Annotated in this window: 18 protein-coding genes and 1 tRNA gene; 17 read left to right on the top strand and 2 right to left on the bottom strand. The window is 63.2% G+C overall.

All coding sequences use genetic code 11. The features are described from left to right. The first annotated feature begins 1 nt into the window (after position 1). The 12 genes from P0D68_RS14895 to P0D68_RS14840 are packed head-to-tail and all read left to right on the top strand — an operon-like array spanning position 2 to position 9,784. Entirely contained in the window at positions 2-322 is a 321-nt protein-coding gene (locus P0D68_RS14895; RefSeq protein WP_143048315.1) for an EscF/YscF/HrpA family type III secretion system needle major subunit, read from the top strand. Next, the gene (gene sctJ / locus P0D68_RS14890) at positions 319-1,167 is read left to right on the top strand and encodes a type III secretion system inner membrane ring lipoprotein SctJ (RefSeq protein ID WP_408296570.1); all 849 of its coding nucleotides are present in this window, start codon (positions 319-321) and stop codon (positions 1,165-1,167) included. The genes P0D68_RS14895 and sctJ overlap by 4 nt, the downstream gene beginning before the upstream one ends. After that, entirely contained in the window at positions 1,164-1,739 is a 576-nt protein-coding gene (locus P0D68_RS14885; protein ID WP_091795585.1) for a hypothetical protein, read from the top strand. Before sctJ ends, P0D68_RS14885 begins: the two co-directional genes overlap by 4 nt. After that, a complete protein-coding gene (locus P0D68_RS14880) occupies positions 1,733-2,611 on the top strand; it encodes a flagellar biosynthesis protein (RefSeq protein ID WP_408296573.1) in 879 nt (292 codons plus the stop codon). The genes P0D68_RS14885 and P0D68_RS14880 overlap by 7 nt, the downstream gene beginning before the upstream one ends. Next, positions 2,608-3,579: a FliM/FliN family flagellar motor switch protein gene (locus tag P0D68_RS14875; protein ID WP_408296576.1), complete on the top strand. Its 972-nt coding sequence runs from the start codon at positions 2,608-2,610 to the stop codon at positions 3,577-3,579. Before P0D68_RS14880 ends, P0D68_RS14875 begins: the two co-directional genes overlap by 4 nt. Next, on the top strand, positions 3,576-4,220 hold the full coding sequence (gene sctR, locus P0D68_RS14870) for a type III secretion system export apparatus subunit SctR (RefSeq protein WP_408185303.1): 645 nt from the start codon (positions 3,576-3,578) through the stop codon (positions 4,218-4,220). The genes P0D68_RS14875 and sctR overlap by 4 nt, the downstream gene beginning before the upstream one ends. Further along, positions 4,217-4,492, top strand: a complete 276-nt coding sequence (gene sctS, locus P0D68_RS14865) for a type III secretion system export apparatus subunit SctS (RefSeq protein ID WP_408185302.1) — start codon at positions 4,217-4,219, stop codon at positions 4,490-4,492. The genes sctR and sctS overlap by 4 nt, the downstream gene beginning before the upstream one ends. Positions 4,493-4,494: 2 nt before the next feature. Further along, positions 4,495-5,217: an EscT/YscT/HrcT family type III secretion system export apparatus protein gene (locus tag P0D68_RS14860; RefSeq protein ID WP_408296580.1), complete on the top strand. Its 723-nt coding sequence runs from the start codon at positions 4,495-4,497 to the stop codon at positions 5,215-5,217. Beyond that, complete coding sequence (locus P0D68_RS14855; RefSeq protein WP_408296583.1) at positions 5,214-5,954, top strand: EscU/YscU/HrcU family type III secretion system export apparatus switch protein; 741 nt, start codon at positions 5,214-5,216, stop codon at positions 5,952-5,954. Before P0D68_RS14860 ends, P0D68_RS14855 begins: the two co-directional genes overlap by 4 nt. A 1-nt stretch (position 5,955) precedes the next feature. Continuing rightward, positions 5,956-8,034 carry a flagellar biosynthesis protein FlhA gene (locus P0D68_RS14850; protein WP_408296586.1) on the top strand — a complete coding sequence of 693 codons (2,079 nt, stop codon included), beginning with the start codon at positions 5,956-5,958 and terminating at the stop codon, positions 8,032-8,034. Positions 8,035-8,045: 11 nt separating this feature from the next. Beyond that, a complete protein-coding gene (locus tag P0D68_RS14845) occupies positions 8,046-9,368 on the top strand; it encodes a FliI/YscN family ATPase (protein ID WP_408296589.1) in 1,323 nt (440 codons plus the stop codon). Next, positions 9,365-9,784: a hypothetical protein gene (locus tag P0D68_RS14840; protein ID WP_408296592.1), complete on the top strand. Its 420-nt coding sequence runs from the start codon at positions 9,365-9,367 to the stop codon at positions 9,782-9,784. Before P0D68_RS14845 ends, P0D68_RS14840 begins: the two co-directional genes overlap by 4 nt. A 196-nt stretch (positions 9,785-9,980) precedes the next feature. On the opposite strand, the gene P0D68_RS14835 is transcribed toward P0D68_RS14840, so the two are convergent. Then, positions 9,981-10,949, bottom strand: a complete 969-nt coding sequence (locus P0D68_RS14835; RefSeq protein WP_408296595.1) for a DUF1521 domain-containing protein — start codon at positions 10,947-10,949, stop codon at positions 9,981-9,983. A gap of 340 nt (positions 10,950-11,289) precedes the next feature. Further along, complete coding sequence (locus P0D68_RS14830; protein WP_408468588.1) at positions 11,290-14,577, bottom strand: helix-turn-helix domain-containing protein; 3,288 nt, start codon at positions 14,575-14,577, stop codon at positions 11,290-11,292. A gap of 225 nt (positions 14,578-14,802) precedes the next feature. On the opposite strand from P0D68_RS14830, the gene P0D68_RS14825 reads away from it, so the two are divergent. The 5 genes from P0D68_RS14825 (at position 14,803) to P0D68_RS14805 (ending at position 22,763) form a co-directional block, all read left to right on the top strand. Beyond that, positions 14,803-17,481, top strand: a complete 2,679-nt coding sequence (locus P0D68_RS14825; protein WP_408296601.1) for a hypothetical protein — start codon at positions 14,803-14,805, stop codon at positions 17,479-17,481. A gap of 596 nt (positions 17,482-18,077) precedes the next feature. Further along, complete coding sequence (gene acs, locus P0D68_RS14820) at positions 18,078-20,060, top strand: acetate--CoA ligase (protein WP_408296604.1); 1,983 nt, start codon at positions 18,078-18,080, stop codon at positions 20,058-20,060. Between the two features lie 159 nt (positions 20,061-20,219). Beyond that, positions 20,220-20,588: a DUF4212 domain-containing protein gene (locus P0D68_RS14815; protein WP_408296607.1), complete on the top strand. Its 369-nt coding sequence runs from the start codon at positions 20,220-20,222 to the stop codon at positions 20,586-20,588. Between the two features lie 4 nt (positions 20,589-20,592). After that, positions 20,593-22,611 (top strand): sodium:solute symporter family protein, encoded by a 2,019-nt coding sequence (locus P0D68_RS14810; protein WP_408296610.1) that lies wholly within the window; start codon positions 20,593-20,595, stop codon positions 22,609-22,611. Between the two features lie 61 nt (positions 22,612-22,672). Continuing rightward, positions 22,673-22,763, top strand: a tRNA-Ser gene (locus P0D68_RS14805). Positions 22,764-22,894: the final 131 nt, after the last annotated feature.

Here is a 22,894-nt window from a genome sequence, read left to right as displayed (position 1 = left end):
CATGACTACCAATTCTTTTACTCCGTTGCCGGCGCCAGTCGATGCATGGTCCGCCATGCCTGCCGCCACTCCCCAGCTCACTCTCGGGTCGGGCGACGCACACCCGATGTACGAGCGTTTGCTGAACGACGTGCAGGATGGCTACGACGCATCGAAGCTCGAGGTGACCAAGCATCTGCATCACCGCGCATCCGGCAGCTTATCGACCCTGCAGATGCTGGACTTGCAGGCCGACATGATTAATTTCACCGTGCGGGTGCAATTCGTGACGAACGTCGCGGAGAAGATCAGCCACGCGATCGACAATCTGACGCAAAAATGATGCGCCGCGCCCTGATCCTGCTGCCGGTGCTGCTTCTCCTCGTCGGCTGCAGAACCTCGCTTTTCGAAGGCCTGGACGAGGACCAGGCGAACCATATCGTCGCCGCGCTGAGCCATCACGGCATCAATGGCTACAAGGAGCGCAACCCGGACCGCACCTGGAACATCTCGGTCGACGACGCCGATGCCGTGGTCGCCACCGAACTGGCGAGCGCTTATGCGCTGCCGCGCGGCGGCCACCCGAATCTCGGTGAACTGTTCAGCCGCCAGGGGCTCATTTCGAGCCCTGAGGAAGACCGCGTCCGCTACGTGTACGGGCTCTCGCAGGAAATCTCCGAGACGCTCGAAAAAATGGACGGCGTGCTGCTGGCGCGCGTGCACATCGTGCTGCCGGAAAAGGATCCCATGGACCCGGCGCAGGACACGCTGCCGTCGGCTTCCGTGATGATGCGCTATCGCGGCGACTACAACCTCGAACCGATGCGCGACCGGATTCGCGCGCTGGTCGCGGGCGGTGTCGAAGGGCTGACGCCGGCACGCGTATCGCTGACGCTCGTCGCGGTCACGCCGGTGCTGACCTTTCCCGCCGACTGCGCGGCGGATGACGGCGTCGCCAGTGCAGCGGGCGCGGTCGCCGCGACGACTTGCGAGCAGAACGCCGGCTATGCGCCGTCGCGTGCCACGGCGATGCTGGGCGTGCTGGCCTTGCTGGTGGCGCTGATGAGCGGCTCGATCTGGCTGTGGCGCTCGGGAAGGCGCACATGGTTCAAGCCGAAGAAGGGCGCCGAAGTGTCGGACACAAGTGCGCGTTCGGAGCGCGCCAGGCACGCCGGAGGCGAGGCATGAGGCGCGCCTACACCTGTGCGCCGGCCTATTGGGCGCATCACAGCTGGCTCGAACACGGCAAGCCGATCCGCGACGAACGTACCGCGCGCATCGCGCATGCCTTTCTGTTCGGCAGCTATCCGCAACTGGTTCAGGTGGCGCTGGCCGACGTGCCGCCCGCGCTGCCGATCTGGCCGCGGCCGGCTTGCGCGCGGCTGTGCCGGATCGTCGCCGCACTTGCGTTCGCGCCTTCGCTGCGCCGCGTGGTCGCCGCGCAGGCTCGTGCCGCCTTTGCGGCGGGGATTGCGCCGCGCCTGCTCGGTGCGATTCAGCGGCACCCGCGTGCGCAGACTGCCGATCTGCTCGTCGAACCGGCGCCGTCGCTATTCAGCCGGCGCGACATGACGGCAGTCGGCCTCGCACTCGCGCTCGAAGCCACCGCCGACTCGCGCTATGCATTCTGGTGGAGCCTGCGCTTGCCGCGCGAGATGTCGGAAACCGCGTCGCGTTATCGCGTGAGCAATTTATCTTCCGCCGAAGCGCGTGAACTGGTCGCCGAGGCGCGCCGTCTGATGGGAGCGCATCCATGCTGATATGTCGACTGGGTGCCTGGCGCATCGAATCGGACGGACATCTGAGCGCGCATGAACTGGCGTCGCTCGACGGCCTGCGCGCAGTCGATGCCGACCGTGCAGCGGAGGCGGCACACGAGCGCCGCCGCCTCGGCACGCGGGTGCGCGAACTCAAGCGCCGCGCGTGGCGTCATGGCCACGCGGCCGGCACGGCGGCAGCGCTGCGCGAACATGTCGGACGCACGAGCGCGGTGGCATTCGCCGCCCATCGTCTCGAAGAGAGGCTCACGCAGATCGTGCTCGGCGCGGTGAGCGACATTGTCGGCGAACTGCCGCCGTCGGCCGCGTTGAAGCATCAATTGCGCCGCTCGATTACGGTCGCGCAGTCGCAGCGGCTTGTGTCGGTCCGCGTGGCACCGGCCGAGTTCGATGACGCGGTGCGCCTGATCGCCGCCCTCGAGCAGGACCTCGGCGCGCCGCTATGCAGCGTGCTCGCCGATGCGGGACTGCCGGCTCGCTCGTGCGTCGTCGAAACCGAGTCCGGTGTGATCGACGCCGGTTTGAAAGTGCAGTTGCGCGCGCTGGAGCGTGGCATCCGCGACAGCGTGGCGGCGGTGCTGCGCGAATACGACTTCGCCGATGGTTCGGGGCGTACGGCGCTCGACACGATCGAGCAGGGCGTGCGGCAGACGTTGGCCGTGCTCGCGGCGCCGTTGGCAGCGCCGATGTTGCCTTCGCCTTCGCCAATGCAGCCATTGCAGACATCGCAGACATCCGTGACATCAGCGACGTCAGCGACGTCAGCGACATCGCCCACATCGCCCACGTCATCGCCACCCAAACCGCGCTCAGTCCGTGTCGTCCGGCGTTCATTCGTGCGGGAGGCGGTGTGACGCTCTGGCACGACATGGAAACGGTCGCGCTCGCGGACGCCGAGCGCACCAACCTGGCGATCCGCCACTTCGGCAGTCCACACGCGGTGTCGGTGGGCACGCGCAGCTTCACGCTGCAGTTCGAGCCGTGCCGCGCGTCCTATCCGCTGCGGGTGTCCGGTTTCGCGGGCCAGGCGCCGTTCAGCGCCGGGTGCGACGCCGGCGCGCTGCTGCCGGAACTCGCGCCGTCGGTGATCGACGCACGCGGCGAGGCTGCGCTCATGCATGTCGCCGACGCGTTGAATGACTGGCTGTGCGCGCTCGAAGGTCTGTTCGGTTTCACGATCGACCTGACCAGTGTTGCGTTCGACGCCGTGCCAGAGCAGGGCGCATACGGCCTTGCCGTCACTCATACGGCGAGCGGCCGGGCTGCCCATTTTTCAGTGCGCAGCACGGCGGTCGATGCCTGGCTGCGACTGCGCATGCCGCCCGTGCCCTCCAGAGAAGCATTGCTGAACCGCCTGTACGTGCGCCTGCCGGTTTGCCTGCCCGGTCCGTGGCTGTCGCTGCCGCGGCTGCGCAGGATTGCGGTGGGTGATGCATTGCTGTTCGACCGTCATTCGACTTACCTGCGTGTTCCATTACGAATTGGAACATGCCGGATCCTTTTGAAATTTACTCAGGAGTACACCTTGATAGAGCATGTCATGACTGATGAAACCCCGCCCGTCGAAGTCACCAGTGAACTGTTGCCGATCGACTCGATCACTTTCGCCTTCGAAGCGGTGCTCGGCACGTTGTCGTTGTCGGTGGCCGAACTGGCGCATTTGCGCGAAGGGTCGATCGTCGCGTTCCGGCTGCCGGCTCGCGAGCGCAACGTCACGCTGCTATGCCAGGGCATTCCGTTTGCGCGCGGCGAATTGATCGATATCGAAGGTGCGCTAGGCGTGCGCGTCACACGGCTCACGCAGGAGGATCTGCCGGCATGAATGACCAGTTCGATCCGCTACAGAACATCTTCCTGTTTTTCATGCTGGGGCTTTTGCCAATCGCAGTCACGATGACCACGTCGTTCACGAAATTCAGCATCGTGCTGACGTTGCTGCGCTCGGCGCTCGGCGTGCAGCAGGCGCCGAGCAATCTCGTGATCTCCGGCCTCGCCCTCGCGGCGACGCTGGTGGTCATGGCGCCGACGGTGTCGAAGATCGAGGCCTCGCTCGATACCGGCGAAGGCGGCCAGGCTTCCATGCCGCGCCCCGTCGAAATCGTGCGGGCCGTGCGCGGTCCGCTTGGCGACTTCATGCTGAAGCACTCGCGGCCCAACGAGCGGCAGTTTCTCGTCAGCGCCGCGAAGCGGATCGATCCGGAGCGCGATGCGCGCGAAACCGATTTGCAGCTGCTGATTCCGGCATTCATGATCAGCGAGATATCGAGCGGCTTCGAGGCGGGCTTCCTGCTCTACATCGCATTTCTGGTGGTGGATCTGGTGGTCGCCAATGTGCTGAGTGCGATGGGCATGATGATGCTCTCGCCGACGACGGTGTCGATTCCACTCAAGCTGTTCATGTTCGTGTCGGCGTCGGGTATGTCGAAGCTCATGCACAGCCTTATCGTCGGCTATGCAAAATGAACGGCCTGCCGTCTCTCCCCACCTTGTCCAGCGACGCGTTGATGCTGGTGTTCTGGTTGTCGTTGCCCGCGCTCGCCGTGGCTACCGTTATCGGCCTGCTGATCGGGCTATTGCAGTCGATCACGCAGATCCAGGACCAGAGCCTGCCCTATGGCGCGAAGATCATCTGCGTCGGCTTCGTGCTGATCGTCACCGCGCCATGGGCGAACCGCGAACTCGCGCGCTTCCTCGCGCACGTGTTCACCTATATCGCGGCAGGGCGCTTGCATTGAGCATGGAATATATCCCTTATCTCGAAGGCTTTGCGTTCTGCACGATCCGGCCGGCCGTCGCGCTTCGCATGATTCCCTTCGGCCAGAGCGACTCGCTAGGAACCAAGTTGCGCCTGCCGATCATGTTCGCCGTTGCCATGCTGCCGCAGCAGGTCGGTTGCCCGCCGAACCTGTTGCTGGCGATGATCGTCGAAGTCGCGACCGGTGCCGTGCTCGGCCTGCTGCTTGGCACGATCTTCCATGCCGCCGGCGCCGCCGGCGCGATACTCGATCAGCAGGGCGGCTATGGGAGCGCTGCGATGTACGACCCGCACTTCCAGCAGGAAGCGGCGTTGTTCGAACAACTGTTTCTGCGGTTCGCCGCGTTGATGCTGTTTACAGGTCCGGGTTTGCCGCTGCTGTTCGGCTTCTTCACGGATGCGTGGGTGCTATGGCCTCCCGGGCAATGGCGCACCGACCTGCTCGATGTGTTCCGGCAACTGGCGCTGCGCAATCTGCCCGACACGCTGACCGAAGGCGTGCGGCTTGCGAGCCCGTTGCTCGGCCTCCTGTTGCTTGTCGACGTAGCGTTCGGGCTCATGTCACGGCATGCGAAGCGGCTCAATCCGTTTGCGAACGCGCGCACCGTGAAAGCCGCGGTTCTGACCTTCGCCGCCGTGCTCAGCGTGCCCGCGTTGTTCGAGCAGTTGCGCGTCGCTTTCGATCATGTGATCCATCTGCGATGAGCGACAAGACCGAAGCGCCAACTCCCAAGCGGATCCGCCGCGCGCGGATGGACGGCCAGATCACGAAGAGCACGCATGTGACGGTGGCCTTCAGTGGCCTGTGCTGGTGGCTGTATCTGTTTATCGAGGGTCCGCATCTGTACGCACTCGGCAGCCGCCTGATCGTGCACGTGACGACGCTGGACGCATCGCGCGAATTCGGCGATCTGCTCGCGTCGACGGGCGGCGCGCTTTACGCTTTCATTGCGCCGGTGCTGACGACGCTCGGTGTCGGCGCACTCGCGGTGCTGGTGCCCGAACTGGTGCAAACGCGCGGCCTGCTCGCATTCAAGCGCGTCGTGCCCGACCTCAAGCGGCTGAACCCGATCAATGGATTGAAGCAGATGTTCAGTCTGCGCCTCGTGTGGGACAGCGTGCTCACGATCATCCAGTTCATGATCCTGCTGCTTCTGTTCGCAGAGGCCATCGAGGCCTGCCTGCGGCAGCTTGCGCCCGCATGGACGTTTTCCTTGCCGGTCCATCTCGGCAATACGGCAATGTCGCACTCGCATCTGCTGGCCTTGATGGCCGCCTCGCAGATCGTGCCCAGCGTTGCCGACTATTTCATCCAGCGCTTCTTGTGGCTGCGCGGCCTGCGCATGGACAAGAACGAAATCAAACGCGAATACCGCGACGACGAAGGCGACCCCTACATAAAGAGCCGGCGTCGAGCGCTTCATCGGGAGCTTGGTCAATAACATGTCGAACCGTTCCATCCTCAGCCGCTACGATCTGTCGGCTTTTCTTGCGCGTCACGCAGACCTTGCCGTCGGCGTGGGCATTCTGGCGGTCCTCGCACTGCTGATCGTGCCGGTGCCGCCGTTCATACTCGATCTGTTCATCTGCGTGAGCTTCGCCTCCGGTCTGACGATGCTGAGCGCCACGCTGTATGTGTCGAAGGCCGCGGACCTCGCGAGCTTTCCGTCGCTGTTGCTGATCACCACGCTGCTGCGTCTCGCGCTGGCGATCGCCTCGACCAAAATGATCCTGCTCCATGCGCACGCCGGCCAGATCATCGGCGCGTTCGGCGAACTGGTGGTGGGCGGCAATGTGGCGGTAGGGCTCGTGGTCTTCGTGGTGCTGGCGGCGATCCAGTTCATTGTCGTGGCGAAGGGCGCAGACCGCGTGGCGGAGGTGGCGGCGCGCTTCACGCTCGACGGCATTCCGGGGCGGCAGATGAGTATCGACGCCGACATGCGCAACGGGGTGATCTCGGCTGCGCAGGCGAGCCGTCTGCGCGCGTCGCTCGAACGCGAAACCTATTTCTACGGCTCGCTCGACGGCGCGATGAAATTCGTCAAGGGCGATGCGGTGGCGGGCCTCGTCGTTGCGCTGGTGAATATCGTCGGTGGACTGGCGGTCGGCATCGCGCAGCGCGGCATGTCGTTCGGCGACGCGCTGCACACGTACACGATCCTGACTGTCGGCGACGGCCTCGTGTCGCAGATTCCTTCGCTGATCGTCTCGGTCGCCGCGGGCATTCTTGTCACGAGAGTGAGTGCCGGTGACGGCGCCGACGCGCATCTCGGCAGCGACATCTACAGGCAACTGGCGGAGCATCCGAAAGCCATGGCCATGGCCGGCGTCGCGTGTGTTTCGCTAGCGGTGATTCCGGGTTTTCCGCATGTGCAGTTCATGGTCGCCGGCGGCCTGCTGCTCGCGCTCGCCATCACGCTGATGCGCAACGCCGCGGTCGCCAACAACTCGCAACGCGCGCTGATGCCAGGCATGACGCGCGACGGCGGCAACTATGTGCCGCGTATTCTCGACGATGTCGAGTTGGGCACGAGCGCTGCGCTGCGCTTGCGACTCGGCCTGAGCGCGTTCGATGCACTGCGGCCCGAGGCGCTGAACCGGCGGCTCGGACATTTGCGCCGCAAGCTGATGGTCGACCTCGGCGTGCCGTTTCCTGGTCTCGCGCTGCTGCGCGATGCGCGGCTCGAGCCCGAGCGCTACGTCGTGGATATCGAGGACGTGCCGTTTGCCAGCGGCACGCTGGTCGACGCGCATATGCTGGTGAGTGGCGACGAAAACCGCATTACGTTCGAGGGTATTGCTGGCTATCGGCCGCGCGCGGCGAAATCGGTCTGGGTGCCGAGCGCGACGGCGGCCTCGATCGACGATCCAGATATCCACAAGGCGAGTATCGACGAGGCGCTATGCGATCACCTCGCGGAAGTGTGCGAGCGCTCCGCGGCTGATTTTCTCGGCACTCAGGAGACGCGCTTTCTGCTCGACCAACTGTCGATCGAATTTCGTGAGCTGGTTGGTCAGGCGGCGCAGGCTGTGAGCACCGTCCAGCTCGCCAGCGTGCTGCGGCAATTGCTCCAGCAACGCGTGGCGATCCGCAATCTGCGCGCGATTCTCGAAGCCGTGGTGCGTGTGCCCGCGGGCGAGCGCACGATTGACCGGATGGTGCGCCAGGCGCGCATCCAGCTCGGTCCGCAGATCGCGCGCGGCCGCGCCGACCTCGATTCGTGGACGATTTTCGCGGCGGTGCTGGAGCCTTCATGGGAGGCCGAGCTGGAGGCGCAGATCAGAAGCGGTGTCGACGGTGAGCCGCAATGCGTGCTTTCCGTGGAAGAGCTGGAGCGTGCGCAACGGGTTTTCATGGCTGAACTGGACGGAATCGCGTTGATCGTCACGAACGCGATTCTGCGTCCGCATCTGGCTCGGCTATTGCACGACTTCGGCCGGCGCGTCGAGGTGCTGGCCATCGAAGAGATTCCGCTCGACGTCTACCGCGTCCAGGCGGTCGCGACGCTGGGTGCCGCATGAAGGGGAACGGCATGCCGTCTTTGGAAAAGAGTGCGCCGGTGTTCTCGTCCGCACCGACGTTGCGCGGCCGGGTGGTCGAAGCGCGCGGCGTGATCGCGCGGGTGGTGGGTGTGTCGTTGCGGATCGGCGAAAAGGTGCGCCTCGTGCGGCCCGATACGCTGGAGGCGCAATACGGCGAAGTGGTCGGATTTGCACACGATGGCGCATTGGTCATGCCGCTTGCCGGTCTGAACGGCCTGTCGGATATCACCGAGGTGCAAGGTTGTGGCTCGGCATGGGGCACGTTCGACGCAGCAGGGTTGCTCGGCCGCGTGGTCGACGGTCTCGGCAATCCGCTCGACGGTGGTTCTGCGCCGCCGCCGCTCGTCAGCGCCGCGGCGCAAGACAGCAGCGGGGCGACGCTCAATCCGCTCGAACGGCCGGTCATCACGACGCCGTTTGCTACCGGCGTGCGGGCGGTCGACGGATTGCTGACCTGCGGCGTCGGGCAACGCACCGGCATCTTCGCGCCTGCCGGCGGGGGCAAGAGCACGATCATGGGCATGATCGCCAACGGCGCATCGACCGATGCGGTCGTGGTGACCTTGATCGGCGAACGCGGGCGCGAAGTCGCCGAATTCATCCACGACCACCTCGAGCGGCGGCGCGCGTCGACTATCGTGATCGCCGCGACGTCTGATCGTCCCGCCGCCGAACGGATCAAGGCGGCGGAACTCGCGGCGCAGGTCGCGGTAGGGCTGCGCGCGAGCGGACGCAACGTGCTGTTGTTGTTCGACTCGCTCACGCGTTATGCGCGCGCGTTGCGCGAGCTCGGGCTGGCGGTCGGCGAACCGCCGCTGCGAGGCGGTTTTCCGCCCAGCGTGTTTGCGCAGTTGCCGCGCCTGATCGAATCGGCCGGCGTGACGGCGCAGGGCAGCATCACCGCGTTCTACACCGTGCTCGCGGATGAGGCCGACCTGTCCGATCCGGTTGCCGAGGAAGCGCGCTCGCTGCTGGACGGGCATATCCAGCTTTCGTCGAAACTCGGTGCGGCCGGTCACTATCCCGCCATCGATATTCTGCGCAGCCGAAGCCGGTTGATGACGCGCGTTGCCGATGCCGCGCATCAGGCGAGAGCGAACCGTGTGCGCGACTGGCTCGCACGCTATGAGGAGGTCGAACTATTGCTGCAGATAGGTGAGTACCAGCGTGGTAACGACGCGGAGACGGACCGGGCCATCGACCGGCGCGCGGCGATCGAGCGCTTTCTGCGTCAGCCGTACGACACGCGTTGCGGCTGGGAGGACACGCGCATGCAGTTGCATGCGCTATGCGATGGCGCTCATCCGCTATGACACATAGCGTTGTCAGGCTGGCGGCGTTCTGGCGCGTGCTCGCGCGCGTGCGCCGCTTGCGCGTTCAGCGCCGGCTGCGGGAGATGGTGGACGCGCGCCGCAGCGAGCGTCGCGCAGCGGGTGTGGTGGCCGAGCGGATCGCCGCGCTCGACCGGCATGCGGAGGAACGGCTACGGGTGCTGGCATCGTGCCGGCGCGATCTGAGCGCAAGCCGGCAGTGGCATGCGACGCTGCGTGCGCATGACGCGCGCACGCCGGCGTTGCGCGGGCAACTGGCCGAAGCCGAGGCGGCGCATACGCGAGCGTGCGAGGAAGTGGTGCGAGCGTTGACGAACTGGCGACGCGAGACGGTGCGGCAGGAGGAGGCCGATACGCGTGCTCGCGAATGTTTGATGCGGCTGCGTGAAAGCGGTTAGCGTGAAGGCCATTGTCGAGACGGTCCCACGGATCACGGGAAGCAACGCAGCCGGACTGTCTCGAGGACGTCCGGCTTCTTTGTATCGCGTGAACAACGCTGGCACGGTGGGCGGCAATCGACCGCGGGCCGGCTCTCACGCTTCACTCACCGGGCGGAGGGCTGCGGCCGGTGAGTATTGTCCAGAATCGCGAGAGTTACGCTGCGTAGCGGTTGAAATCGGCCTGCGTCGGCGCTTTGCCGGTGTGCGGATCGACAAAGCCGGCGGCGCCCATGGTGGCCTCGAGCGTGTAGCCATGCGGTGCGGAGCGGCCGCGGCTCTCCTGCACGGTGAGCGGTGCGCTGCTCTCCTGAGTGATGTTGCCGATCGTGTACGTCTTATTTCCCATGCTTAGGGTCGCCGTGTCCGCGTAGGAGACCTTCGAATTGTTCTTGGCTGCCTTCGGGTCGACTGTGAGGTGGCCGCCTGGAATTTTGAAGTCCAAGGCGCCATTGAATGTGCCCTGCTTATCGTAATGCGGGTCGCCCCAAACTTTATTCGTCACGCCGGTTTGCTTGTTGGTGATGGAGATCGACGAGTCGGCCTTCGAGAATTTAAAGTCGAAGGGCTCGGTGTGAATGGTGCCAGTTTTGCCGTCGGTGAAGCCGTCGACTTTGACTTGCGAAGAACTCCTATCGCGGTCGTTGCGCGGCGGCGTGCGATCGCAATCGCGCGAATTCATCACGGAGCGGCTGTTGATTGCCATATTGCTTTGGCTGTACGACTCGCCGCGATGGGAAGCCGGTGCGGGCGGTTGGCCATAGCCGCGGCCGATGCTCGTCGATTGCGCGGTGATTGTGCTGCTCGAGCCGTGCGGCGAGTTGCGGCTGGTCATGGAGAACGACGTCTGCGAGAAGTTGCCCCGCATTCTGGACATCGGTTCCGACGGGCCGCGAGCGCTGAACGAGTTGGCGCCAAAACGCTGCGGCTGTGCTGCAAACTGCGAATGATTGTTCGCGTTGTTATAGACGGCGAAGGAGTTGTAGTGGGCTTGCGTCGTTGTTGACATGTCGATGTTCCGGAAATAAAAAAGTCGGCTTGACCAGATTGACGGAACCGCGTCGCCGACGGTGTGGAATTGGCTCCGTGTACGACATGGTAAAGAGATTGAATTGTCGTTCGGCATACTTATTTATAGGGTGAGCGATGAGATGCAAATTGTTCGGGTGGTCCTATTTTTCAGGAGGTGCCCGTCGTGAGTTAATGGCTGTAGGCCGACCCACTGCCAAAACCGGAGGGACAGAGCCGTCTAACGCGATCCCAAACGCAATCAAGGGACGCGGGCGTCGCCGGATTGGCAGCGAGTGCCATCCGTTCAGCTAATACGGCCGGATAAGCACAGGGAGTCGAATTGCGTGGACGGACGCGTCAGATGCCGCAGTTCAGTCGAAGGTTTTCGGCTGATGCATTTCAGGAAGACGCCGAGGCAGTGGTGAAGGCGCTCAATGCTCCGGCGTCGCACCGTTCTATTGCCTGAGTAAATCCGCGTTGAAATGCGCGAGCTCCTCCTGCAAGTACTGATCCCTGATCTGGTCAACCTGGAACACCGTCAGACCGGAATGAGCGGCAATGTCGGCCGGCGTTTGTCCGTTGTTCAGTCGACGGATCACGTCCTCCCGGGTGGCGGGCGGTACAACTGGCGTGGGTGCCGCGGCGATGGGCTGACGGGCCTGTTCGGCCAGGAACTCTTCGTGCAGCTTCCGGGTTTCGTCCATCACATAGCGCTCGATTGTCTGGTTGACGGCCTCCGGCGTCAGACCCAGGTTCTTTGCGATCTGTTCAGCCGGAATCTGGTTTTCGACCTGCCTGAGCACTTCCGATCTCAATGCTTCCGGGCCCAAGGATTGTGGCGCGTCGACGCGCGGGCGTTTTGCCGATGGGTAGGTCTGCCCGCCAGTGGAGGTGCCCGGTTGCGGCGACGCGGGTCCTTCAGACCCGGTCGAAGTTTCGAGTGGTGGGATACTGGGATCTACTTGCGTGAATTGCGCAAGCAATGACGGGTGCGCCCTATATTGGGAACGAATGTCCTGGTCGATGCGATCCACCGTTTCGGGTTGGATATGCATATCGTGTGCTATCTGCTCTCGCGGAATGCCAGCTTCCAGCCGGCTTATGACCGCACATACGACTGAAAGGGAAGCCAGCGGCCGCGCCGGGCGGCTCGAGAGGTCCGTACTCGTCCTCAACCGGCCGACGGAGGATCTGCTCATGCCCGTTTCATTGCTGGTCTCCATAATCGTCCACCCATCCTCAAGCAGGGCTTCAGCTTTTAGCCTTATATGCGGCGGCACATTCGAGAAAGTCATACTGCGTTTCAGGTTGCGATCCTGAGGGGTTTCTACCTTACCGGCCTCGGTCCCGATGTTCGTCTGGACGGGGTTCATCAGGCCAGTCGGAACATCGGTTCGTCCCCCAGTGGAGGTGCCCGGTTGCGGCGATGCACGTCCGTGCGGCGCGGCCGAAGCGGTCGGCTGTTGGGCGCCGGTTGCCTGCTGAGGCGCGTGCCTGTCCCGGCGATAATGCTGGTCGATGTAATCGACGGTTTCGGGTTGGATATGTTTATCGCGCGCGATCTGCTCTCGCGGGGCGCCGGCGTTCAGTTGGGCAATGACCTCCTGTCGGAAGGGTTCTGAGCACAGCGGCATCGTCCAGGGATCCGGATTAATAAACGAGTTCTGAATGCGACTGACAGAGTTTGGGCTGATACCCAATAGTGTCGCGACGTCCTTCTGCATCCACCCGTCGCAAAGCAAATCCTTGGCTTTTAGTTTCGTTCCCATCGATATAGGGGTGCCCCCTTGCAGCCCAACATCCCGATGGGTTTCCCACTTCCCGGAGCCTGAATCGTGACGCACGGGATAGGTGGGACGGGTCGGATTGACGGGGTCGTAGATCCGGTAGGTAGTGCTGTCCTTGTCGTACTTCACCGGAAACGCCTGGTGGTCGGCGAGGATGAATTTCTGGCCGTTGGCCGTATCGACATACACGCCCGGCGTAGCCGATGGACCGTACGAAGATGGCACGTTTTTGAGTGCATAGGCTTCGGGCATGCCGCCGGCCGTGAATGCGGGCCCTGCGGTCGCGCCGCTCACTGGCGGTTGAACCGTAGAAGACGGGTTGCCCGTCGGGCCGGGTTTCTGCTTCAGCGCGCCCTCACCAGCCCCGCCCAGCACTGGCTTCAGCGCGCTCTCGCCCGCCTCGGGCTCCCCCCTGCCGAGCAGCAACCCGGTGAACATCGCCCCCAGGTCGATGTTCCTCACCTGCTGACCGGTCAGCCCGCCCTGATTGGGGAAGCTGGCATCGAGCAGCTTCGTGGCGAACCAGTCCATGCCGGGGATCGGCGACAGGTCCGCGACGAACCGGCCGATCGCGTACAGCGCCTTGTCCAAAGGACCGCCAGTGTCTTGCCTCAGCATCGTACGGATCTGCTTGTCGGTGTCCTGTAGCGCGCCCTGATAGCCGTCCGCGAGATTCTGTACGTAGTTCTGATCATACTTCGGCGGATGGGCCGCCACGCTGCTCAGGGTCGTGGCCGGCGTGGCAGCGCTCAGACCGGGGCCGGGACTGGCCATCGTCGAGAGCGCCTGCTGCTCCAGCTTCGTGACGCGCTGGTGAATGTCCGACCCCGGCTCCGACATGCCCTGCTGGAAGGTGAGCAGATCGCGCGTGCGATCTTCGGGCGAGAGCGTTCGCGCGGTCGAACGGCCACGTTCCTCCTGCGAGTAGCCATCGGGCGAGAGCAGCTTCTCCATCACCGACTGGTACGGGAATGTCTTCCCGTAAGCCGGCAGCCGCGTGCCGCTGTCCCACTCCGAATCGTCGGAGTGGGTGCGCAGGTGGAGTGTGTCCTTGCTGTTATCTTGCGGGTCGTCTGAAATCCTGTAGTGTTCCGCGTCGTCGAGAACCTGCTTCACGCGGGCGCTGGACGCGTCCCAGAGTTTCTTCTGGGCCTCATGAATGTCCTGCGATTCTTGCAGGATCTGATCCTGCATCCGCGACTTGATCCCAACGGCTCCCGCATAGGCCTGCTCGCGCTGGGTGGGTGTGGCGCCCGGCGTATTCATCTTCGTCGCCTCGTTGAGCAACGCGGCCATCTGTTTCTGGCCGTCCTCGCCCAGCAACCCGATGCCGACCGGCGCATTGAATACCGCGTTCATGCGACTGACCGGGTCCGACTCGACGCGGCGCATTTCCTTGTCGACGTCCTGATGCAACGAGGAGCTTGCCGCTTCATAGCCATCTTCCGGCACCGTGCGTAGCGCCTCGGCGCGCTGCTCGAACTGCTTGCGCGTGGCCGGGTCCATCTGCGCGAGCGCGGATGCCAACTCCTGCTGGTCCTGGTTGACCAGGACCTCGTCGCGCGGCAGGCCGGTCGTCACCAGTCTGGCCGTCTTCCACAGGACCATGGCGCTCTTCAGGTCGGCGCCATGATTGCGTGACTGGGTGCCGCCATCGTATCGACCGACCATGTCGGCGGCAAATTGCGTCGCCGACGTTGAGGTCGACTGCGGCGCGGCCGGCGATACCACCGATGATTGCAACGTCGGATTGGTGGCGTACTTCTGCAGCAACGCGTGTGTTGCAACCGGTTTGCGAGCGCCGCGCTGGCTGTGAGGCTCACGCGTTGCCGGCTGCAGGGGTGGTCCCGCCAGCGCGTCACGCGGATCGGGAACCGGTGGTATGGAAGCGCCGGTCGGGACGGACGAATAGGGAGATACAAGCGGAGCGGAACTGCTGATCGGACTGGTAGACATGGTCGCACCTCGAAGAGTTGTGGACGAATGGTGCGCGATGAAGATCTGCCCACCGTGGTGGTCATCAGATCATCGGCGAACCTGTGGCATGTCATAAGGGGATATAGATTTTGCAGTGGCATTCAGATAGGCGTGACTCTTTGAATGCAGTACCGCGATACCACATCGCACTGACGTGGCGTGACCTAATGATTGCTCGTGCCGCTCCATTCAGAGGTCATCAGAATGACGACGTCCACTATGGGAAGTACCGTACGTGATAGCGAATATGCAGTTAGCTATCCACGGCAAACTGAAAAGTCCGCCGATAAAAATGCCACGCCGCCGTTCCCGGCGATCCAACCGCCCGACCCGCACGACCCGGTCTCTCCTACCGTATCGACGCCGTTCTCCAACAGCCTGAACTTAAAGACTGGCCTTCTTCTATCTACCTTGAACACGCTGCAAGACAGGCCGTCGCTGCCGGGAGGCAGTTCGTTTTCGTCCCGCCTGGTCTCGGCAAACCGCATGGGGCATGCGGGCAATGGCATGGTGTCGAATCTCGGCAGGTTCTTCAGTTCTTTGGGGAAGACACAGGATCCTGACGGTGGACAGGACCCAGCCCTTGCCGGATTGCAGGCGGGTAAGGCGCTGGGCAATGCGATCGGCTACGCGATCGATTTCTCGAAGGTCGAGGATAAGCTGGCAACACTGCGTAATTACCTGCGTGGACCGTTGAGACAGGGCGCGTTCTCGTTTCTCCCCAGTCGCGATCCGCACGAAGAGATCGCGCTGGTCGATTTCCGACCGACTTCGGCATCGAAGCAGTCTCAGACGACCACACTCAGAACCGTTAATGCGCAAATGCAAACGACTGATCAGTTGCAACGGTCGCACGGAACGCAGACCGATTTACTGTCGATGAGTCGAGATAGACCGACTCAAACGGAGAGTGTCGGCGTCAGTCGGGCGACTCAGACGCCGCATTTCACACAGAGCCGCTTCACTCAGACAACCTCGAATCAAACGGAAGAGCAACCGCCGCATGCGCCAGATAGAGAGGCAACGGGTGAGCACAAGTATGCGACGGCAGGCAATCACGCCAGTACTCAAACGGATAAGCAAGTCGTCCATGAAGAAACTCAAATAGGGCGACACGTCCAGGATGCGGAGATCCAGACGCATTCGCGGAGAACAACAGAAAGTGGCGATCAGGCGACAGCGCAGTTCGCCGATGCCGGCAATCAGACTCGCATTCATGTGGCAGATCAGAATGTGCAAACGGGTTCGCCGAGTCGACTGGATGAATCGGTTCAGGCAACCGCGCATATTGAGCACAACGGCACTCAAACGAGCCTCCACCAGCATGACCGCGCCGTGCAGACAGTCGATAGGTTGAAAATCAGCACGGCAATTCAGGCCACTCCATTGAAGAACATGGCAGGAACTCAGACGGCGAGCGCGAAGCGCGACGCCGACGTACAGACCATGCCGCCGGACTCTGTCCCGTCAGTGCCGCAGAAGACGGAAACTACAGCCGGCGCCGGACAACCTTCGCAGCCGGGTGCCCGGCAACGAAAAATTGGGCAGGATGCAGGATCCCAAGCTGGCTGGCCGCTCACTGATCGCGAATCTCAAGCGAACGTGGAAAGCCGCCACCATGCCACGCAAAAGTTCCAGGCGATGACGGATCACCATGGCAGTCAAACGGTGGTCATCATGCGCGACCGCGACAACCAGACGGCGCCGCCATTCCGATCGCGTGCGACCCAGACTGTGCCTTTGCCCGCGAGCCTTAACGTTCCTGAGGCTTCACGCAAGCTGCTGCCCGGCAGCGTCAAAGCCAATGGTCACTGGCTGCCGATCGACATGCTCGCGCTGGCGTCGAGTTCGGCGAACGTGAAGAACGACCCGAGCACGATGAACCAGATGTCATTGGCCGCTGACTCGCTCAGTACCACCGGCGATGCCATCAGCGTGGTCAACATCAACGGCAATAAGTTGCTTGGCCTCTCGTCAAAGGCACTGTCGCTGCTCGGCACGGCGATCGGACTTGCGCCGTCTGTCGGGCAGTTGTCGTCCGATATCAAGGAACTGATCCGGAACCCGGGAAACGAGCAGGCGAAATGGAACGTAGGTAACGACTCCGCGCAACTCGTAGCCGGTCTCGCTGCGACGGCTGCGTCGTTTGCGTTCCCGCCGGCGGCGCTCGCGCCGTTGCTGCTGCCGAATTTCGCCGAGATCTATCACGCAGAGGCGCTCAGGAAGCAGGTCGACGATCTGCGCGCGCAGGGACGGGATGCAGAGGCCGACGCACTGCACAAGGAGTATGACAAAGCCGCGCTCAATGCGACGCCGGTGCTGAACTGGTTTTCTTCGTTCTATACGCCTGCCATGCGGCCCGCCATCGAGAGCTTCGAATTATCGCAAGGGAACAAGCCCGGCGCGGCGCCGATGGGCGACATAAGTTCCGGCGCCCACGGCGATCCAACTGTTCTCGCTTACTACGGACAGGCGATGCAGCAACGCGGGCGGAGTCTTGCCACGTCCGCGACACCGTATCTGAAGGCGCTTGCCGAGGGCGCGGGTGCGGACTCCGTGACGGTCGTATCGCATGCGCCGCAAATGTTCGGCTGGCCATCCACAGGACAGCCGATGCGCGTATTCGACCGGTCGATCGCGATGACCTGTTCGAAAGCATCCGGCTCGGTGAGCTATCAGTTCTTCGGCAAAGAGAAGGACGGGGTCTTCCGGCTGCCCATTCTGAACGAAGGCGTGACGACCGGCGATGGAAGAAAGAACCTCGTCGTCGTGGGTAATATTCTGGACCCGGACAAACAGCAGGTTAAGTTCGAAATTCAGGCGTATCGCGGCGATAAAACGGGCAGCGTATATCTGACTGATCCCAACCGATATATGGTCTGAGACGTGGGGAATCCGGCCAGTCATTCACCAGAATGTTAGTTGCCATTCCTAAGTTAAATGAAACCCGGCGAGTAAGCATGGCCGCCCTGTGTCCAGAGAACGGTGCGCGTTTGTGGGATCGCAGCCGTGTCGTTCCACTGGCGCCGATATGATCGCGAACGCGTGAAGGCCGCCGGGTTTCAATCGGGCGGCGTCGCGGCGGGGGGGCCAGTCTGCAGTTGCGCGCTAGCCGTTCGCGACGAAAGACACGCAGCGGCACCAGGAGTAACCCTGGGTATCGATCGGGCATGGTGGCGCCTGGGCAGGTGTCTTTGCCATGCAGCCATGACACGGCCAGATGGCTTCGGTTAACATTCAACATCAGAAGCGGCGGGGCGCGTCTTTGCCGACGATACCGCCGCGCGTAAGTAGCAGGTAAGTTGCGGCATTTATCGTGTTTGAAAGTCGGTGAGCGATCGCGCATGGTGCAGTGCGGCAGAGGCGATCAGTTGCCGAGGGTTGGAGACACCCGCCGCAGCTTTCGGGCGCCATACGATACGACGTGTCCCAGACGCGTCGGCCAGGTTTTACGTTTCATCTTCACCAAGGGGTTGTCGATGTCTGCGATTGAATCGGTTCTTCAGGAACGCCGCGTTTTCCCGCCCTCCGCAGAAGTAGCGGCGGGTGCAACGATCTCCGGCATGGATGCGTACCGGGCGCTCGCCGCCGAAGCGGAACGCGATTACGAAGGTTTCTGGGGGCGCCTCGCTCGCGAGACGCTAAGCTGGAACACACCCTTCACCAAGGTGCTCGACGAATCGAATGCGCCGTTCTACACGTGGTTCGAAGACGGCCAGTTGAACGCGTCGTATAACAGCATCGACCGTCATGTCGAAGCCGGCAATGGCGAGCGCATCGCGATCATTTTCGAAGCGGATGACGGCACCGTCACCAACGTCACCTATCAGGATCTGCTGCAACGCGTGTCGCGCTTCGCGAATGCGTTGAAGAAGCGCGGCGTGAAGAAGGGCGACCGTGTCGTGATCTATATGCCGATGTCGATCGAAGGCATCGTCGCGATGCAGGCTTGCGCGCGCATCGGCGCCACGCATTCGGTCGTGTTCGGCGGCTTCTCGTCGAAGTCGCTCAACGAGCGGCTGGTGGACGTGGGCGCGGTCGCGCTCGTCACTTCGGACGAACAGATGCGCGGCGGCAAGGCGCTGCCGCTGAAGAACATCGCCGACGAAGCCCTCGCAATGGGCGGCTGCGAAGCGGTCAAAAGCGTGATCGTGTATCAGCGCACCGGCGGCAAGATCGCATGGAACGCAGACCGCGATCTCTGGATGCACGAACTCACCCAGGCTGAATCGGATCAATGCGCGCCCGAGTGGGTCGGCGCCGAGCATCCGCTGTTCATCCTGTACACCTCCGGTTCGACCGGCAAGCCCAAGGGCGTGCAGCACAGCACCGGCGGCTATCTGCTGTGGGCCGCGCAGACCATGAAGTGGACCTTCGACTGGAAGCCCACGGATGTGTTCTGGTGTACCGCCGACATCGGCTGGATCACCGGCCATAGCTACATCACGTATGGTCCGTTGACGCTCGGCGGCACTCAGGTCGTGTTCGAAGGCGTGCCGACCTATCCGAACGCCGGCCGCTTCTGGGACATGATCGCCAAGCACAAGGTGTCGCTGTTCTATACGGCGCCGACCGCGATCCGCTCGCTGATCAAGGCCGCCGACGCCGACGAGAAAGTGCATCCGAAGAGCTACGACCTGTCCACGCTGCGCATCATCGGTACGGTCGGCGAGCCGATCAATCCGGAAGCGTGGGTCTGGTATTACGAGAACGTCGGCGGCAGCCGTTGCCCGATCGTCGACACGTGGTGGCAGACCGAAACCGGCGGCCACATGATCACGCCGCTGCCGGGCGCCACGCCGCTCGTGCCGGGTTCGTGCACATTGCCGCTGCCGGGCATCATGGCGGCGGTGGTCGATGAAACCGGCCAGGACGTGCCGAACGGGCAGGGCGGCATTCTGGTGGTGAAGCGCCCCTGGCCGTCCATGCTGCGTAACGTGTGGGGCGATCCGGACCGCTACAAGAAGAGCTACTTCCCCGAAGAACTCGGCGGCAAGCTCTATCTCGCCGGCGACGGCGCGGTGCGCGACAAGGAAACCGCCTACTTCACGATCATGGGCCGTATCGACGACGTGCTCAACGTGTCGGGCCACCGGCTCGGCACGATGGAGATCGAGTCGGCGCTGGTGTCGAACCCGCTCGTCGCCGAAGCGGCCGTGGTGGGCCGCCCCGATGCGACAACCGGCGAAGCCGTGTGCGCCTTCGTGGTGCTCAAGCGTGCGCGTCCCGAAGGCGAGGAAGCGGTCAAGCTCGCCAACGAACTGCGCAACTGGGTCGGCAAGGAGATCGGTCCGATCGCCAAGCCCAAGGACATCCGCTTCGGTGAAAATCTGCCGAAGACCCGTTCGGGCAAAATCATGCGCCGCCTGCTGCGCTCGCTCGCGAAGGGCGAGGAAATCACCCAGGACGTGTCCACGCTGGAGAACCCGGCGATTCTCGATCAACTCGGCGAGTCGCTCTGAGCCTGGGTTTGCGTGTGTAAACCGGGGGTAAATGGCGAGGGCGCCCAAGGCGGCGCGCTCTTGACCGATGGCAACTCCCGGCCACCGAAGCCAGTTCTTCAAGGCCACCGCGCGGACAATCCCGATTGCCTGCCCGGTGGCTTTTTGATACATAGGCGCATGGCCGCGCCGCAGCATTCCTCTCACGCTACGTTCAATCCTCCGCCAGACCCGCCCGCGGTCTCGGCGGCGATGGCGCGCGCGCATCAAAAGTACTGGCGCTTCAACGTGGCATTGATCGCGACGTTGATGACCGTGGGCTTCATCGTGTCGTTCGTCTTGCCGCTCATGGCGCCGGCTCTGGCGCAGGTGCGGGTCGGCGGCTTCAGGCTGCCGTTCTACCTCGGCGCGCAGGGTGCGATCCTGATCTACCTGGCGCTGATCGTGGTGTATATCGTGCTGATGCAAGGCGCCGACCGCCGTCTGCAACGCGCCCTAGTTGCGGACGCAAGCTTCAGCGTCCGCGTGCCCACCACGAGCGGAAACTGAGCCGATGAAGCTCACGAACCGGCTGATCCGTTCCTACGCCCTCTATACCCTCGGCTTTCTGCTCTTCATTTATGTGATGTGGCGCATCGAACGCACCACGGGTCCGGGAGTGTGGATCGGCTACGTGTTCCTGTTCGTGCCGATCGCGGTGTATGCGGTGATCGGCCTGCTGTCGCGCACGTCCGATCTCGTCGAATACTATGTGGCGGGGCGGCGTGTGCCGTCCGCTTTCAACGGCATGGCGACGGCCGCGGACTGGCTTTCGGCGGCCTCGTTCATCGGCCTCGCTGGCTCGATCTATGCGACCGGATATGACGGTCTCGCATATCTGATGGGCTGGACCGGCGGCTATTGCCTGGTCGCATTCCTGCTCGCGCCGTATGTGCGCAAGCTCGCGCGCTACACGATTCCCGATTTTCTCGGCACGCGTTTTTCGAGCAATGCCGTGCGCGGCCTTGCGGCGCTGGCGGCTATCCTGTGCTCGTTCGTTTATCTGGTTGCGCAGATCCAGGGCGTCGGCCTGATCGCGACGCGCTTTATCGGCGTGGATTTCGCCGTCGGCATTTTCTGCGGCCTCGCGGGCATTCTGGTGTGTTCGTTTCTCGGCGGCATGCGCGCCGTCACGTGGACGCAGGTTGCGCAGTACATCATCCTGATCGCGGCGATTCTGATTCCCGTGTCCATGATCGCTTACAAGGATGGCCTCGGCTGGGTGCCGCAATTCGACTATGGCCGCTTGATGGAGCGGGTTGAAGGCCTCGAAAAGCAGGTGCGCGAAGCGCCGCTCGAGCAGACCGTGCGCGACGATTATCGACGCCGTGCCGCGCTCATGCAGGTGCGGCTCGACGCGCTGCCGCAATCGTACGTCGACGAGAAGCAGCGTCTCACGCAGGAAGTCGCCGACCTGCGCCGCCATAACGGGCCGCTGCGCGAGATCAAGGAGCGCGAGAGGGCGCTCGAACAGTTTCCACGCGACGCCGGCGCCGCGCAGATCGTCTGGAGCCAGCGACGCGATGAAATGCTGATGCGCGCGGCCGCACCGGTGCCGATGCATGAGCCGTTCCCCGCCGCGACCGACCAGGAGCGGCGTATTCACGAGCGCAATTTTCTGTCGCTGCTGCTGTGCCTGTCGCTCGGGACGGCGAGTCTGCCGCATATCCTGACGCGTTACAACACGACGACCTCGGTCGCGTCCGCGCGGCGCTCCGTGGGATGGACGCTCTTCTTCGTCGCGCTGTTCTATCTGACGGTGCCGGTGCTGGCGGTGCTGATCAAGTATGAGATATTGACCAACCTGGTGGGGCATCACTTCGCCGACTTGCCGCAGTGGCTCATGCAATGGCGCAAGGTCGAGCCGAGCCTGATCAGTCTCGCCGATACGAATGGCGACGGCATCGTGCGTTGGAGTGAGATCCAGATGCAGCCCGACATGGTCGTGCTTGCCGCGCCGGAGATCGCGGGGCTGCCTTATGTGATGTCGGGGCTGATCGCGGCGGGCGCGCTGGCGGCGGCGCTTTCCACCGCGGACGGTTTGCTGCTCACCATCGCCAATGCCTTGTCGCACGATGTGTACTACCACATGGTCGATCCGAACGCGTCGAGTCAGCGGCGCGTGACGATCTCGAAGATTCTATTGCTGGGGGTGGCGCTGTTCGCGTCTTATGTGGCGTCGCTGAACACGGGGAACATTCTGTTTCTGGTCGGTGCGGCGTTTTCACTGGCGGCGTCGAGCCTGTTTCCGGTGCTGGTGCTGGGCGTGTTCTGGAAGCGCACCACGCGGCTGGGGGCGGTGGCGGGCATGGTGGCCGGGCTGGTGGTGTGCATCTATTACATCGTCTCCACATACCCGTTCTTCACGCAGATGACGGGCTTCGCCGGCGCACGCTGGTTCGGGATCGAGCCGATCAGCTCCGGTGTATTCGGCGTGCCGGCGGGGTTTCTGGTGGCGATCGGCGTGAGTCTGATCGACCGCAAACCGGACGCTTATACGCGGGCGCTGGTGGACTATATCCGGCATCCTTAAACCGGTTTGTGCGAGGGGTCTGGCGCAGGGCGCGAAGTTTGCTATAATTCGGCTCCCCGCCGGAGAGATGGATGAGCGGTTTAAGTCGCACGCCTGGAAAGCGTGTATAGGTTAATAACCTATCCGGGGTTCGAATCCCCGTCTCTCCGCCACCCTTCCAGTAAGCCTTTGCGCGTTTTCGCAAATTCTGCGCTGTGCCATAGAAATGGCCCAATGCCATGGAATTTCACCGCAAGGGTTTCACGCGCGCCGGCTTCCGTCGGTAAATCCGCCGTATTTTCTT

The sequence above is a fragment of the Paraburkholderia sp. RL17-380-BIE-A genome, from assembly GCF_046028085.1.
Lineage (GTDB): Bacteria > Pseudomonadota > Gammaproteobacteria > Burkholderiales > Burkholderiaceae > Paraburkholderia.
The sequence above is the reverse complement of the archived record's forward strand: the minus strand, read 5'-3'. Positions and strand labels throughout refer to the sequence as shown.